The following is a 14692-nucleotide window of genomic DNA, read 5'->3' as shown; positions in this document are numbered from 1 at the left end:
CCCACCGGCCGGTGAGCCCGTCGAACCGTCAACAGGCCCTTCGACAGGCTCAGGGACCGCACCCCCGCCGGTCGGTGAGCCCGTCGAACCGTCGACACGCCCTCCGACAGACTCAGGGACCACACCCCCAGCGGTCGGTGAGCCCGTCGAACCGTCAACAGGCCCTTCGACAGGCTCAGGGACCACACCCCCGCCGGTCGGTGAGCCCGTCGAACCGTCAACACGCCCTCCGACAGACTCAGGGACCGCACCCCCAGCGGCCGGTGAGCCCGTCGAACCGTCAACAGGCCCTTCGACAGGCTCAGGGACCGCACCCCCACCGGCCGGTGAGCCCGTCGAACCGTCGACACGCCCTTCGACAGGCTCAGGGACCACGTCTTCGCTCACGCGAGGTCCTCGGCGGTGTTCACGAGCGCCTTCGTGTCGATCGCGTCGCGGATGCGGCGCACGGCCTCGTCGACCGGGATGCCGTTGAGCTGCGATCCGTCGCGGAAGCGGAAAGAGACGGCCCCGGCGGCGCGGTCCTGCTCGCCCGCGATGAGCATGATCGGCACCTTCTGGGTCGTGTGGTTGCGGATCTTCTTCTGCATGCGGTCGTCGCCGTGGTCGAGCTCGGCCCGCACGCCCTGACCCTTGAGCCGGTCGACGACGCCGGCGAGATAGTCGGCGTACTCCTCGGCGACGGGGATGCCGACGACCTGCACAGGCGACAGCCACACCGGGAACGCGCCGGCGTAGTGCTCGAGCAGGATCGCGAAGAACCGCTCGGCGGAGCCGAACAGCGCGCGGTGGATCATGACCGGGCGGTGCTTCTCGCCGTCGGGACCCGTGTACTCGAGGTGGAAGCGCTCGGGCAGATTGAAGTCGATCTGCACGGTCGACAGCTGCCACGTGCGGCCGATCGCGTCCTTGGTCTTCAGGTCGATCTTGGGCCCGTAGAACGCGGCCTCGCCGGGGACCTCGGTGAGCTTGAGGCCGGATGCCTGGGCGACACGTCGCAGCGCGTCGCTGGCCATCGCCCAGTGCTCCTCGTCGCCGATCCACTTGTCCTTCTCGTCGTCGCGCAGCGACAGCTCGAGCTCGAACTCGGTGAGGCCGAAGTCGCGCAGCATCGAGAGGACGAAGTCGAGCACGCGCGAGGCCTCGGTCTCGAGCTGCTCGAGGGTGACGAACAGGTGGGAGTCGTCCTGCGTGAAGCCGCGCACGCGCGTGAGGCCGTGCAGCGCGCCCGAGAGCTCGTACCGATAGACGGTGCCGTTCTCGTAGAGCCGCATGGGCAGATCCCGATAGCTGCGAGCACGCTCGCGGTAGATCAGGATGTGCATCGGGCAGTTCATCGGCTTGAGGTAGTAGTCGACGCCCGGCTTGGTGATCTCGCCGCTCTCGTCCCGCTCCTCGTCGAGGTGGATGGGCGGGAACATGCCCTCCTTGTAGGTGACGAGGTGGTTGGACTCGATGAAGAGGTCCTTCTTGGTGATGTGCGGCGTGTACACGTAGGTGTAGCCGCCCTCGCGATGGCGCTCGAGGGCGTGCTGCTCCATCTCCTGGCGGATGATCCCGCCCTTGGGGTGCCACACCGAGAGGCCCGAGCCGATCTCGTCGGGGAACGAGAACAGGTCGAGGTCCTTGCCGAGGCGGCGGTGGTCGCGCTTCGCGGCCTCCTCGAGGCGCGCCTGGTACGCGCGCAGCTCGTCCTTGCTCGGCCACGCGGTTCCGTAGATGCGCTGCAGCTGCGGGTTCTTCTCGCTCCCCCGCCAGTACGCGCCGGCGACGCGCTGGAGCGCCCAGCCGTTGCCGATGAGTCGCGTGTTCGGCAGGTGCGGGCCGCGGCACAGGTCCTTCCACACGGTCTGCCCGTCGCGGTCGACGTTGTCGTAGATCGTGAGCTCGCCCGCGCCGACCTCGACCGACGCGCCCTCGGTCTTCGACAGTTCGGTCCCTGAGCCGGTCGAAGGGCCCTTCAGCCCGATGAGCTCGAGCTTGAACGGCTCGTCGACGAGCTCGGCGCGCGCCTGGTCGTCGGTCACGACGCGGCGCACGAAGCGCTGGCCCTCGCGGATGATGCGCTGCATCTCCTTCTCGATGGCCTTGAGGTCTTCCGGCGTGAAGGGCTCCGCGACGCCGAAGTCGTAGTAGAAGCCGTCTTGGATCGGCGGACCGATGCCCAGGTTCGCCTGCGGGTTGATGCGCTGCACGGCCTGCGCGAGCACATGCGCCGTGGAGTGGCGAAGGATGTCGAGGCCGTCGGGGCTGTCGATGGTGACCGGCTCGACGGCATCCGTCTCTTCGACCGTCGTGGCGAGGTCTCTCAGCTCGCCGTTCACGCGCAGGGCGATGACGGAGCGGTCGGGGAAGAGGGCGAATCCGTCGGCGGGGTAGGAAACGTCCGACGGGATGGCGACGTCAGTCAAGGGAACTCTCCAGAGGTGGCTCGGGATCAAGGCTACCGGTCGCGCAGGTATCAGCCGTTCCCTCCGCGCCTCCTCGGCAATATGCTGAATCGTCGCCGCGCGAGCTGGGGCCCATGGCGCGGCGGGGAACGCACCGCTGAACTCGGGGGGTTCGATGACGCAGGCCGATGACGGCGCGATCACGACGGCGGAGCGTCCGCGGCGGCCGCTGCGCTGCGGCGAGCCAGAGATCCACGAGTTCACGACCGAGGACGGGGTCGGCCTGCGCCTCACGCGCTTCAACGGCGGGTCCAAGGGTCCGGTCATCCTCTCCCCCGGCTTCGGCACATCGGCGCTCGCGTTCACGATCGACACGACCGACACGAACTTCCCCGAGCACCTCTACGAGCACGGCTACGACGTGTGGGTGTTCGACTACCGCGCGAGCCCCGCGCTGCCGTCGGGCTCGACGCAGTTCACGCTCGACGACATCGCCCGTTACGACTACCCCGCCGCGGTCGCGACCGTGCGCACGGCGACCGGCGCCGACGACGTGCAGATCGTGGCGCACTGCGTCGGCTCGCTCACGATGCTCATGGCGCTGAGCAACGGGCTCGCGCGCGTGCGCTCCGCCGTCGCATCGCAGCTCACACTGCATCCGCGTGCGGGCACGCTCAACGAGCTGCGTGCCGGCATCTACGCCGGCGATCTCATCAAGGCGCTCGGCGTCGACACGCTCACGACCGAGATCGACGACGACGCGTCGTTCATCGAGCGCCTGTACGACAAGGCGCTCGCGGTCTATCCGTCCGGAGATGAGCCGTGCGACCGGCCCTTCTGCCGTCGCGTGATGTTCATGTACGGCGAGGTCTACGAGCACGACAACCTCAACGAGGCGACCCACGACCACATCGACGAGGCGTTCGGCGTCGCGAACATGACGACGCTGCGCCACATCACGCGCATCCTCCGCGAGAACCACGCCGTGAGCATGGACGGCGAACACGACTACCTCGACGGCGCGCACAACATGCGTGTGCCGATTGCGTTCCTGCACGGCGAGGAGAACCGCCTGTTCCTGCCGGAGGGCAGCGCGCTCACCTACGAGTGGCTGCGCGAGCAGAACGGCCCCGAGCTGTACTCGCGCCACGTGGTGCCCGGGTACGCGCACATGGACTGCTTCATCGGCAAGGACGCCGCGCGCGACGTCTACCCACTGGTGACCGAGCAGCTCGACCGCCACAACTGACCGATCGACCGAGGAGATGCGATGAGCGGAAGCGTCGACGAACGAACGGATGCGGCGACGGGCGGCGCGCGGGCGCATCCGGCTCTCGCGGATCTCGCGCAGTACCCCTTCCTGTCGGCCCTGACCGAGCGGCGCACGCGGCGCATCCCGCGCGGCTTCTCGGTCAACGCGGGGCCGCTCAGCCACGAGAGTCACAACGACCCCGCGCCGCTGAGCAAGCTCGAAGAGGCGATCCTCGTGACGTGCGTCGCCGGCATCACGGGCGTCACGACCCACGACGGTCCGCTGGTCGAGACGAACGGCCTGCCCGAGCTGGGCACGCCGTTCCTGAACATCATGGCCCGCACGGGCTCGAGCGCCGACAACGCGCAGGCGACGCACTTCTTCATGATCAACGACGACGGCATCTTCCTGCTGCGTGCGCCGAAGGGTGAGCGCGCGCTCGAGCTGCTGCGCGACCTGCCGCCGAAGTGGGGCGACTGGACCGAGACGGACTGGATCGCGTACGCCGACGAGTGCCTCGTGCGCGTGTCGGATCGCCGCCTCGAGTTCCCGCGTGAGTGGCCCTACTACCTCGGCTGGAACAACCAGGCATCGAACGTCGCCGGCACGACGGTCTTCTTCCCCGTGGTCGACTGCACGTGGCAGTACATCAACGCGATCCTCATCCTGCTGACCGAGCCTGGCGGCATGCGCCCGCTCTTCCTCGACGACTGGCGCACGTTCCACCCCAAGAACGTCGTGGAGTGGATCGCGAAGATCGGCGGCGGGCTCGGGATCACCCCGAAGATCCCGTACCACCCGATCGGCGGCCTCGACCGTGTGCGCAGCGGGTACGTGAGCGCCGACAGCCAGGCGCCGCTCGGCTTCGCCCACACGATGCGCACCGACTACGAGGCGCATTTCTACTTCCAGAACCTCATGCTGCTCGGGCAGGCGATGGGCCTCGGGGGCTGGATCCACGGTGCCGTCTTCCCGCCGTACATCTGGCAGCAGGACGACGCGAAGGGCTGGCACGGCCTCGGGTTCCGGATGCAGGAGCCGAAGAAGCACCGCAAGTGGCCGCCCGTGCCGGCGTCGCAGCCGAACCCGGTCGGCATCGACGGCATCCTCGAAGGGCTCACGCCGCCCTACGTGTCGTCGATGGACGAGGCGGTCGACCGTGTCATCGAGGCGAAGTACGCCGCCGGCGGCGCCGCGTACGGCAACGAAGACGTCTTCTCCCGTTCGTACCGCAACCGCGACGACGCGCGCGCGTTCCTCGAGGCGGGGTCGAAGTTCGGACCCGATGAGATCGCCTACACGAAGGAGATCTGCAACTACGTCTGGGACACGTACGGACGCTTCCCCGCCCACGTCGACGCGTTCTACACGCCCGGCATGTGGTTGCAGTTCTCGCACCTCGAGCTCGAGTACTACGACCGCTTCTTCGATCCGGCGCAGTACACGCGCCAGGCGGCGCACGACGCGCTCTGGCACGGCTGAGCGCGCGGTCGGATCTTCGACGGGGGGGGCGGATGCCGCGGCATCCGCCTGGTCGTCACAGGTGCTTCGCGAAGAAGTCCACCAGGTCCTTCGTGTGCGTGTTGATGTACTGATACCCGCCGTATCGCTCCTGGGAGGGGTAGGCGATGACGCCCGCCGAGTTCGGCGTGACGGCGGACATGTGCTCGACGTCGGACATCTCGCCCCACTGGTCGCCCGTGCCCTGCACGTACTGCACGACGGTGTCGCCGAGTCCCGCCGCGGGAACGGAGGGGTCGTGGCTGCTGGGCACCGGCGCGCGACGGAACCAGTAGACGATGTCGAGCATGCGCGCGAACAGCGGGCCGAGAGGCCGTGCCTCGCTGCGCGCCATGTTGCGGCTGAAGATCGACACCTTCGTGGGCTGGATCGCGACGAGCGCGCGGATCGGCTGGCATTCTGCGGTGCCGTACAGGACCGTGCTGCCACCCGCCGACATGCCGATCGCGCCGATACGGTCGGGGTCGACGTCCGCGCGCGTGCGCAGGTAGCGGACGGCGCCGACGTAGTCGCGCTTCTCGCGCATTCCGTACGTCAGCGGCAGTCGCTCGCCGCTCTCACCGTGGCTCGCGAGGTCGAACATCAGCACGTGGAACCCCGCGTCGTGCAGCGCCCTCGTCGCCGGCAGATGGTCGACGCTGCGGTCCGGCCACGGCACGCGTCCTCCGACGTTCCCGAGCCTGTTCCATGGCCAGCCGTGGACCCACACGACCGTGGGCGCGCGATCCGGTCCCGCCGGGATGAACCACCCGCGCAAGGTGACACCGTCGGCTGAGGGGAAGGTCACGTCCTCGAAGTCGAGACCGACCTCGGCGGGCGTGCGGTCCACGGGCTGACGCAGCCCCGACATCATGACGCTCGCGAGCCGGAAGAGCTTGGGCATGGCATCCGCTCCCTCAGGCCGTCGCACTCACGGGCGCGTGCGCGTGGAAGCTCACCACGAGTCCGCTCTCGGGCAGGGGGAACAGCTCGTTCGTGAGTTCGAGGTCCTGCGGCGGAAGCGTCCAGGTGGCACGACGCAGCAGCAGCACGAGGTACATCTTCATCGCCACCGTGACGATGTTCTCGCCGGGGCAGCGATGGTGCGTCGCGAGTCCGCCGCCGTGCGGCACGTAGCTTCCGGGAGGCAGCGCGGCCTCGGCATCCGCCTCGAACCGATCGGGGTCGAAGCGGTCCGGATCCTCGAACACGTCCTCGTTGCGCATGTTGATGTGGATCGCGCCGATCGCACCCCATCCGGCCGGGATCCGGTAGCCGGCGACCTCCATGGGCTTCTTGACGCGTCCGAAGAAGGTCGCCGAGTTCATCGCGAAGTAGCGGCGCACCTCCTTCGTGATCTGCTCGAGGTACTCCAGCTCGTCGATCTGGTCCATCGTGAGCTGCCCTGACGGGGCGATGCGGTCGATCTCGGCGCGCGCCTTCTCGACGATCTCCGGATGCTGACCGAGAGCCATCGTGAGCAGCGTGAGCGGCACGAAGTAGCCGCCCTGGCTCGCGAAGACGAGGTGGCGGATGTCGCCCTTGAGCTCGTCCGCATCGACGCCCGACTCGGATGCCGCCACGAGCATGCGAGACACGATGTCGTCGTAGTTGTCGGAGGTCTGGTGGCCCGCGACAGCGTCGTCGACGATCTGGATGAGGCGGTTGCGGGCCCGGATCGCCCGTGCGTAGGGCGTGCCGGGGATCGGGAACGGGATCGTCTGGAAGCCGCCCCGCATGTCGGCGACGACCCGGTTGAGCTCTTGGGCCGCCTCCTCGCTCTCGTCGCCCGTGTAGAGAGCGCCCGAGAGGCGTGCAGCGAACAGCTGCAGCTCGGGAAGCACGGTCTCGGTGCCGTCCTTCACCCAGCGCTCGATCATCGGCTCCATGAGCGCCTGCATGCGGGGCAGGTAGGCCTCGATCGCCGACCGAAACCCGACGGCCCGAAGCATGACCGCCTTGCGCAGGCGGTGATCCGACCCGTCCAGGAGTGCGAGCGAGTTGAGGAACAGCTGCTCGACCGAGATGGGGTCTGCCCCGCCGCGCTCGATGCGCGGATCGGTCGCGAAGGCGTGGAACGCCTCGTGACCCGAGAACACGACGAAGTCGATGCCGAACAGCCGCGTCTTGAACACCGGTCCGTACTTCGCGAAGCGGTCGGTGTAGAAGCCGTGGTTGCTGCGCACGATGGAGAGCGACTCCCCCACCCATGGCAGGCCGAACCGACCGGGCGGCAGCGGTTTCTCGGGGCTCATGTCAACTCCTCAGGACGCGGACGTCGGGTCGTGCGCGGGTGCCGCGGGTCACGCGGCGACGGATGATGTCGATTCCCCGTCTCGTGCGGCTCGCGATGCGGCGGATCCGGCCGCGGCTGTCGCGGGCACCGTCTTCCACGGCGCGAACGCGTTCTCGACGCCGTCGAGGGCGGGAGCGAGGCTCGGATAGTGCCTCAGCAGGACCGTCTTCATGGTGTTGTCGGCGATCCACTTCAGGCCGGCCTTCGTGTAGTACTCCTCCGTGAAGCAGTCGGTGATGAACCGGTCGCTCTTCAGCCGGCGGCTCGCCATGAGGATGAACACGCGGAAGGCGGTGTCGCTGAAGCCGAACCCCTTCGGCGGCGTCTCGGCGTGCATGCCCACCTGAAGGTCGACGCGCTCGATGTCGCCGTCGTACAGCTCACGCAGCTCCTGCGCCCACTGCGGGTTGTCGGTGAGCTCCTCGAAGGTCTCGGGCGCCTTGAGGTGCAGCAGGCGCCGGAACTCGCAGTAGCGCGGCACGCCGCGCTCGCGGTCGCGCGCGATGTCGAGGGCCGCGAGGTCGAGGCGCACGCCGTCGGGGAGCGTGATGTCCTGCATCCAGCTCGGGAAGTTGTGCAGCTGCACGGCGCCCGGGTGCTGGATGCCGAAGGAGTACCAGAGGTCGTCGGTGCGCACGCCCTCGGTCAGCACGCGGTGCGCGTTCAGGAGGATGATCTCCTGGAACTCCATCGTGTCGAGGACGCTGTTGTCGGCGAGCGCCCGCACGTCGAGCCGGTCGGGCAGCAGCGGATGCAGGCGGTAGACCGCCGCGAACTCCTCGGTGAGCTGGTATGGCGCACCGTGATGGTCCGCCTCCGACCCGGGGATGCCGCTGATCACCTCGCTCCTGCTGATGCGCCCGAACCGGCGGTGGATGCGCTCGCCCGCGAGACCCCACCAGTTGGCGCGCATCGCGACCTTCATGACGGGGTGCGCGATGATCGCCGGGGTCCACTCGACGGTGTGGATCTTGGCGATGAGCGCCGACACGACGAGTTGCGCGGTGCCGAACAGCTCGTCCTCCGTCATGTCGGGGTAGTGCTTCTTCAGCTCGTCGCACACGGCGTTGTGCTCGAGCGTGAAGAGCGTGTGGAGCATCCCGAGACCCACCCACCAGTTCTCGCTGAAGCCGGTCAGCGCGACCCCTGTCGCGGGGTCGAGAGGCAACTGCCCGTCCTTGAGGACCAGCTTGCCGTCGACGCCGCTGCGCACCTGGTCGCGGCGCTCCTTCGAGGAGCCGTAGATCGCCGACGCGTCCCACCAGTGGGACTGGCTGTTGATGTAGGTCGGCGGCAGCCTCGCATCGGCCGCGACGCGCGTGTCATCGGCCCTCGTACGCGGGATGCGCATGGGGCGCTCGAACCATGGATCGTCGTCCTCCACGATCGGCACCTCGAGGTGCTCGTCCGTTTCGCGGGTATGTGCGAACCAGTCGTGCGTCTGGAACTGGATCCACGACGCGGCGACGAGGTTGAGCGAGGTCGCCGGCGTGAACTCCTCGCGCCGCATGAGCTTGCGACTGATGAGCCGTGGGCTCGGCGACATGAGGGCATCGCCTTCTTCGGGCCAGGCTTTCTCGAGCGGCACGTTCCGCGCGAAGCGCGTGCCGGCCCTGCCCATGTCGGGGTCGGCGAGGTCGTTGTACGAGCCGTCCGCCGAGCGGAAGCGCCGCTCGGCCTCGGGTGCGGTCGCGAGCGTGACGCCCGGTGTGAGCCGCGCGCGGCCGGGAGTGCGCGTGTCGTGGAGGTTCTCCTCGCGCAGCTGATCGCGCAGGGCGACGAGGTTGAACAGCCCCAGCAGGAACGGAAGCCGGTGCCACGGCGTCGTGCGATTGACCCGCGCGTAGAACCTCCCCAGCGCGCGGTCGAAGAATGACGGTTTGCTCAATGCAAGCTCCGTTCGTGGAGGAATCCCCAGTCGTCCTGCCCGAATCATAGTGATGCGGGGGTTCGGCGACCATCACCTTCTGCGGTGTGACGGATGCCGCGGCCGCCGCCCCTGTATCAAGAGGCCCAACCCGGGCTCTGAATACATTGCAGGCGGCGACCTCCGCTCACTACGGTGAGGAGCAGTGGGCCGATGACTGGGGAGATCGCGCCGCTCGACGGCGGGTCGCCGGCCTGCACTCCGCCGTGAGCAGCTGTCCACCGGGAGGTACCGACGATGTCCGCCATCCGCCCACGGACGCTCGCGCCGTCCGGCACCGGGGAGAACTGACGTGGCCGCGGTCGAGTACGCCGACGCCGTCGTCGTGGGGTCGGGCTTCGGCGGCTCCGTCTCCGCCTTCCGCCTCGCCGAAGCCGGCCGCTCCGTCGTCCTGCTCGAGCGCGGCCGCGCGTACGCGCCCGGCACGTTCGCGCGCACGCCGCATGAGATGAGCCGCAACTTCTGGGAGCCGAAGGACGAGTTGCTCGGGCTCTTCGACATCCGGTCGTTCCGAAAGCTCGAGGCCATCGTGTCGGCAGGCCTCGGCGGCGGCTCGCTCATCTACGCGAATGTGCTCCTGCGGAAAGACGAGCGGTGGTTCGTGCACGATTCGCCCTTGCCGGGCGGCGGCTACGAGAACTGGCCGATCGGCCGTGCGGACCTCGATCGGCACTACGACGCCGTCGAGGAGATGATGACGCCGAGCCCGAATCCCTATCCCGATCTGCCGAAGGCCAAGGCCCTGCGCGAAGCGGCCGAGGCGCTCGGCCTGGAGGCGTTCTCCCCGCCGCTGGCGATCTCGTTCGCCCCGCGTCCGGGCGCGCGGGCCGGTCAGAAGCAGATCATCGACGACGCTCCGTACGGCAACATCCACGGCGTCACGCGCCTCACGTGCCGCCTGTGCGGCGAGTGCGACCTCGGCTGCAACGAGGGCTCCAAGAACACGCTCGACCACACGTACCTCTCCGCCGCCGCGCACCTCGGCGCCGACATCCGCACCCTCTCCGAGGTCTACAGCGTGGCGCCCGTGTCCGACGGAGGCTACGAGGTGCGCTACCGGCAGTACGCCGCCGAGCCCGACGAGAACGGGCACTACGAGCGCACCGAGCGCGTCATCCGGTGCGGACAGCTCTTCCTCGGCGCCGGCACCTTCGGGACGACATCGCTCCTGCTGCGCAACCGCGTGAACCTCCCGTCACTCGGCCGCGCGGTCGGCCTGCGCTTCAGCGGCAACGGCGACCTGCTCACCTTCTGCGTGGGCGGGACGACGACGCGTCCGGGCGGCCAGTTGCGGGTCATCGACCCGAACCGCGGGCCGGTCATCACGACCGCGATCCGTCGCCCCGACGGGGTCGACGAGGAGGGCGCGGGGCGCGGCTACTACGTGCAGGAGGCCGGCTTCCCCGACTTCGCGAACTGGCTCATCGAGGCGGCGCAGGTCACATCATCGGTCAAGCGCGCCGCGAACGTGGTGTCGAAGATCATGGCGCACCGCATGGCCAAGAAGAACGAATCGACGATCTCGGCCGAGATCGCGAAGCTCATCGGAGAGGGGCGGCTCACGGCGACATCGCTCCCCCTGCTCGGCATGGGCCGCGACACGCCCGACGGAAGGATCACGCTGCGCGACGGCGAGCTCGACGTCGACTGGACGACCGCGACGAGCGCCGCGTACTTCGAAGCGATGCGCCAGACGATGCGCGACATCACCGAGAAGCTCGACGGGCGCTTCCGCGACAACCCGCTGTGGTGGACGAAGCGCGTCGTGACGGTGCATCCGCTCGGCGGCGCGCCCATGGGCCGCCATGTGCACGAAGGCGTCGTCGACAGCTGGAACGAGTCGTTCGGGCATCCCAACCTCTTCGTCGTCGACGGCTCGGCGGTCCCGGGACCCGTCGGGCCGAACCCGTCCCTCACGATCGCGGCGATGGCGGATCGCGCCGTCGAACGTGCGCTCGAGAAACCCAGGCCGAAACGCCGTCGCGCGCCTCGCGCGGTGATCGCGGCATCCGAGACCGCTCCTCCTGCACCCGCCGAAGGCGCGGGCATGGAGTTCACCGAGCAGATGAAGGGCTACCTGACGCTCGGCGAGACCGACCCGGTCACGGGATACCGGATCGGGCGGCAACTGACCCACCGATTCATGTTCCAGCTCACGATCACGGCGCCCGACGTCGAGACGTTCGCGAACGAGCCCGATCACACGGCGACGGCCGAGGGTTTCGTGCGGTGCGACGTGCTCGGCGGGGAGCTCCCCGTGAAGCGCGGCTGGGCGAACCTGTTCGTCGCCGGCGACGCCGAGGGCACGCGCGAGATGCAGTATCGCCTGTGGTTCAACGACCTCTCGGGCGCACCGCTCACGATGTACGGCTTCAAGACCGTTCGCGACGATCCCGGATTCGACGTCTGGCGCGACACGTCGACGCTCTACGTGACGCTCATGCAGGGTCACATCCCGCCCGGAGAGACCGACGAGGTCATCGGCGCCGGGGTGCTGCGCATCCTGCCCCTTGACTTCGTGCGGCAGATCACCACGTTCCGCGGAGCCGGTTCGGGGTCCGTCGGCGCGATCGCACGGTTCGGCGGCTTCTTCATGAAGTCCGTGATGGACGCGTACCTGTCCCCCGCGCCCCGCACGCCTGTCGACGCCTCGCCCGAGCGGCACCTCGACGACCCGAGCGCGGATGCCCGCACGCGACGCTCTGAGGAGATGATCACGTGACCGCGCCGAGGATTGTGACACCGGCGGTGCGCTACCGCAACGAGGTGCACTTCTTCGACACCGACGACGGAACGCCGCTCACCCTGATCCGCGTGCGCGGCGAGAGCGAGCCGACCAGAGGGCCCGCGCTGCTGGTGCACGGCGCGGGCATGCGCGCGGAGATGTTCCGTCCGCCGGGCGTGCGCTCGATCGTCGACGAGCTCGTCGCCGACGGCTGGGACGTGTGGATGCTCAACTGGCGAGGGTCGCTCGACCTCGACCCGCTCCCCTGGACGCTCGACGACGTCGCCGGCCACGACATCCCGTCCGCCGTTCGCGAAGTCGTGGCGCGCACGGGTGCCGACTCGGTGAAGATCATCGCGCACTGCCAGGGCGCCGCCGCATCGAGCATGGCCGCCGTGGCGGGGCTCATCCCCGAGGTCGACGTCGTGGTCGCGAGCGGGGCGTCGCTGCATCCGATCCTCCCCCGCGCCACGAAGGCGAAACTGCACGTCCTGCGGCGCGTGCTGCACCACCGCACGGCGTACATCGACGTCGCGTGGGGCGACGGCCCCGAACGCGGAGTGGCCCTGCTCACCCGCAACGTGGTGCGCCTGTGGCACACCGAGTGCCGCAACCCCGGGTGCAACATGGCGAGCTTCGCGCTGGGGTCGGGGCATCCGGCTCTGTGGAAACACGAGAATCTGACGGATGCCACGCACGATTGGCTTCGCACGGAGTTCGGCAAGATCCCCTTCAGCTTCTACGCACAGCTCGCCGCGTCGGATCGCGCGGGCCAGCTCGTCGCCGTGAACGCAAGGAACGGACTCCCCCGACGCTTCGCCGATTCCCCGCCGAAGACCGACGCGAAGTTCGCGCTGTTCGCGGGCGAGGAGAGCCGCGCGTTCCTCCCCAAGTCGCAGAAAGCGTCGTTCGACCACCTCGAGCGCCACAACCCGGGCCGCAACTCGCTCCACGTCATCCCCGGCTACCGCTACACCGACCTGTTCATCGGGCGGAACGCGCACGCCGACGTCTTCCCGCGCATGCTCGCCGAGCTCGAGCGCTGAGACGGATGCCGCGCGCCGGCGTCAGCCGATGATCGCGGCCACCAGGCACAGCACGCCCGCGGCTCCGAACACGGCCCACGACAGATGGCGGCCGCGTGTGTAGACCACCGGCAGCACGGCACACGCGAGACACGTGACGCCGATCGCGATCACGATGCCGCGCCAGTCCGCTCCGAAGGCGATGAGCGCCAGCACGGCCGCGATCCCGATCGCGAGGAGCGAGGTGATGTGCCACGCGAACCGGATGACCCCGGCGGTGTACGTCTGCCCGCCGAGGACCGACGGCAGATCGTCCCTGCCGAGGAGGTGACGGATGATGTACCGCTCGCCGAGGATCGAATGGAGCACGCCGAGAGCCACCAGGAGCACCGCGGCGATCACGAGCAGTGTCGACGACATGGGTCGCAGTCTGGCAGGACGTGCTCTGTGCCGCGACCGTGCGCGCCGCGCAGGGCTCAGAGGTGCTTGAGCGCCTCGCGGACCGACAGCGGGCTGAGCTCGTGCTCTTCGACGAAACGCCGGACCCACGCCGGGTCCACGCGGGCGTACTCGCGCAATGCCCACCCGATCGCCTTGCGGATGAAGAACTCACGGTCGGCCGCGTTCGGCTCGATCACCGCGGCGAGAAGGTCGCGGTCGACCCGCTCCCGGCGGCCGAGCTGCGACAGGATCGCGATGCGGCGCATCCAGAAGTCATCGTCGACGCTCCACCGCCGGACGAGCTCGGCCGTCTCGGCGGGTCGCGCGTCATGCGCCTCGGCGACGCGGTGCGCGAGCTCGTCGGTGAAGTCCCACCACCGGCCTGTGCGCACCATGCGCTCGACGACCGGGATGAGCCGCGGGTCGGCGCGGAGCGGCCTCTGTGCCAGCAGCGCGAGCGCCGCGTAGCGCTCCTCACGACGTGTCGCCTCATTCCACAGCTGGAGTGCCGACTCGAGCAGAACGTCGGGGTCGGCCTCGCCCTTCGCGGCCGCGCGGGCGATACGGCGCACCTCGGGCACGGGCACGCCGTAGAAGGGCATCGCGGACTTCATGTACTCCTGCTGTCCCGCGGCCCGTTCGGGGTCAGCGATCGCCCGGAGGCCGGAGCGGATGCGGTCGGCGAGCGGCATGGCACAACGGTATCCGCGCTCCGCCGTGCTTATCGTCTGGACGATGAAGCACGTGCCCGTGGAGTCGAGCGTGATCGCCGCCGTCGGCTACGACCCCTCGACGGCGGTGCTCGAGATCGCCTTCACGTCGGGCGACGTCTACCGCTACTACGCGGTTCCGCCGTCGGTACACCGCGGAATCATGTCCGCCGACAGCGTCGGCCGGTATTTCGCACGGCACATCCGGCCGGTGTATCCCAGCGAACGCGTGAGGTGATCCGGATGCGTCAACGAGAAAACCCCCGGTCAACCGGGGGTTTCGAGTGGTGGGCGATACTGGGATCGAACCAGTGACCTCTTCCGTGTCAGGGAAGCGCGCTACCGCTGCGCTAATCGCCCGAGTCATGCTCCGGTCGGGACCGGGAGTGGAGGTGGCGACGGGATTCGAACCCGTGTAAACGGCTT

11 protein-coding genes and 1 tRNA gene are annotated in these 14692 nt (G+C 68.9%); 5 read left to right on the top strand and 7 right to left on the bottom strand.

Features of this window, described 5'->3' with window-relative positions; genetic code table 11:
- Positions 1-383: 383 nt before the first annotated feature.
- Positions 384-2411: a threonine--tRNA ligase gene (gene thrS / locus VFF97_RS15530; protein WP_325034406.1), complete on the bottom strand. Its 2028-nt coding sequence runs from the start codon at positions 2409-2411 to the stop codon at positions 384-386.
- 154 nt (positions 2412-2565) lie between these two features.
- On the opposite strand from thrS, the gene VFF97_RS15525 reads away from it, so the two are divergent.
- Both VFF97_RS15525 and VFF97_RS15520 read left to right on the top strand, forming a co-directional pair.
- Positions 2566-3639: an alpha/beta hydrolase gene (locus tag VFF97_RS15525; protein ID WP_325034405.1), complete on the top strand. Its 1074-nt coding sequence runs from the start codon at positions 2566-2568 to the stop codon at positions 3637-3639.
- Between the two features lie 21 nt (positions 3640-3660).
- Complete coding sequence (locus VFF97_RS15520) at positions 3661-5124, top strand: hypothetical protein (protein ID WP_325034404.1); 1464 nt, start codon at positions 3661-3663, stop codon at positions 5122-5124.
- Positions 5125-5179: 55 nt separating this feature from the next.
- Here VFF97_RS15520 and VFF97_RS15515 read toward each other — a convergent pair whose 3' ends face one another.
- Genes VFF97_RS15515 through VFF97_RS15505 form a run of 3 tightly spaced genes read right to left on the bottom strand, consistent with a single transcriptional unit; the run spans position 5180 to position 9326 of the window.
- Entirely contained in the window at positions 5180-6046 is an 867-nt protein-coding gene (locus VFF97_RS15515) for an alpha/beta hydrolase (protein ID WP_325034403.1), read from the bottom strand.
- A gap of 13 nt (positions 6047-6059) precedes the next feature.
- A complete protein-coding gene (locus tag VFF97_RS15510; protein WP_325034402.1) occupies positions 6060-7397 on the bottom strand; it encodes a cytochrome P450 in 1338 nt (445 codons plus the stop codon).
- A gap of 48 nt (positions 7398-7445) precedes the next feature.
- A complete protein-coding gene (locus VFF97_RS15505) occupies positions 7446-9326 on the bottom strand; it encodes a peroxidase family protein (protein WP_325034401.1) in 1881 nt (626 codons plus the stop codon).
- A gap of 331 nt (positions 9327-9657) precedes the next feature.
- On the opposite strand from VFF97_RS15505, the gene VFF97_RS15500 reads away from it, so the two are divergent.
- Positions 9658-12087 carry a GMC family oxidoreductase gene (locus tag VFF97_RS15500; protein ID WP_325034400.1) on the top strand — a complete coding sequence of 810 codons (2430 nt, stop codon included), beginning with the start codon at positions 9658-9660 and terminating at the stop codon, positions 12085-12087.
- A complete protein-coding gene (locus VFF97_RS15495) occupies positions 12084-13136 on the top strand; it encodes an alpha/beta hydrolase (protein ID WP_325034399.1) in 1053 nt (350 codons plus the stop codon). Before VFF97_RS15500 ends, VFF97_RS15495 begins: the two co-directional genes overlap by 4 nt.
- Before the next feature lie 21 nt (positions 13137-13157).
- Here the strand turns inward: VFF97_RS15495 and VFF97_RS15490 are convergent, their stop codons facing one another.
- Positions 13158-13535, bottom strand: a complete 378-nt coding sequence (locus VFF97_RS15490; RefSeq protein WP_325034398.1) for a hypothetical protein — start codon at positions 13533-13535, stop codon at positions 13158-13160.
- A gap of 56 nt (positions 13536-13591) precedes the next feature.
- Complete coding sequence (locus tag VFF97_RS15485) at positions 13592-14248, bottom strand: DNA alkylation repair protein (RefSeq protein WP_325034397.1); 657 nt, start codon at positions 14246-14248, stop codon at positions 13592-13594.
- Positions 14249-14291: 43 nt separating this feature from the next.
- Here VFF97_RS15485 and VFF97_RS15480 point away from each other — a divergent pair, with 43 nt between their 5' ends.
- Complete coding sequence (locus VFF97_RS15480; RefSeq protein ID WP_325034396.1) at positions 14292-14504, top strand: KTSC domain-containing protein; 213 nt, start codon at positions 14292-14294, stop codon at positions 14502-14504.
- 47 nt (positions 14505-14551) lie between these two features.
- On the opposite strand, the gene VFF97_RS15475 is transcribed toward VFF97_RS15480, so the two are convergent.
- Positions 14552-14626 (bottom strand) — tRNA-Val (locus tag VFF97_RS15475).
- Positions 14627-14692: the final 66 nt, after the last annotated feature.

This window comes from Microbacterium sp. (assembly GCF_035687345.1).
GTDB lineage: Bacteria > Actinomycetota > Actinomycetes > Actinomycetales > Microbacteriaceae > Microbacterium.
Note: the sequence above shows the minus strand (reverse complement) of the source record. Positions and strands in the feature narration are given on the sequence as shown.

Coding starts and splice junctions, on each gene's coding strand:
- VFF97_RS15525 (WP_325034405.1), top strand. CDS start 2,566: ATGACGCAGGCCGATGACGGCGCGATCACGACGGCGGAGCGTCCGCGG.
- VFF97_RS15520 (WP_325034404.1), top strand. CDS start 3,661: ATGAGCGGAAGCGTCGACGAACGAACGGATGCGGCGACGGGCGGCGCG.
- VFF97_RS15515 (WP_325034403.1), bottom strand. CDS start 6,046: ATGCCCAAGCTCTTCCGGCTCGCGAGCGTCATGATGTCGGGGCTGCGT.
- VFF97_RS15510 (WP_325034402.1), bottom strand. CDS start 7,397: ATGAGCCCCGAGAAACCGCTGCCGCCCGGTCGGTTCGGCCTGCCATGG.
- VFF97_RS15490 (WP_325034398.1), bottom strand. CDS start 13,535: ATGTCGTCGACACTGCTCGTGATCGCCGCGGTGCTCCTGGTGGCTCTC.
- VFF97_RS15485 (WP_325034397.1), bottom strand. CDS start 14,248: ATGCCGCTCGCCGACCGCATCCGCTCCGGCCTCCGGGCGATCGCTGAC.
- VFF97_RS15480 (WP_325034396.1), top strand. CDS start 14,292: ATGAAGCACGTGCCCGTGGAGTCGAGCGTGATCGCCGCCGTCGGCTAC.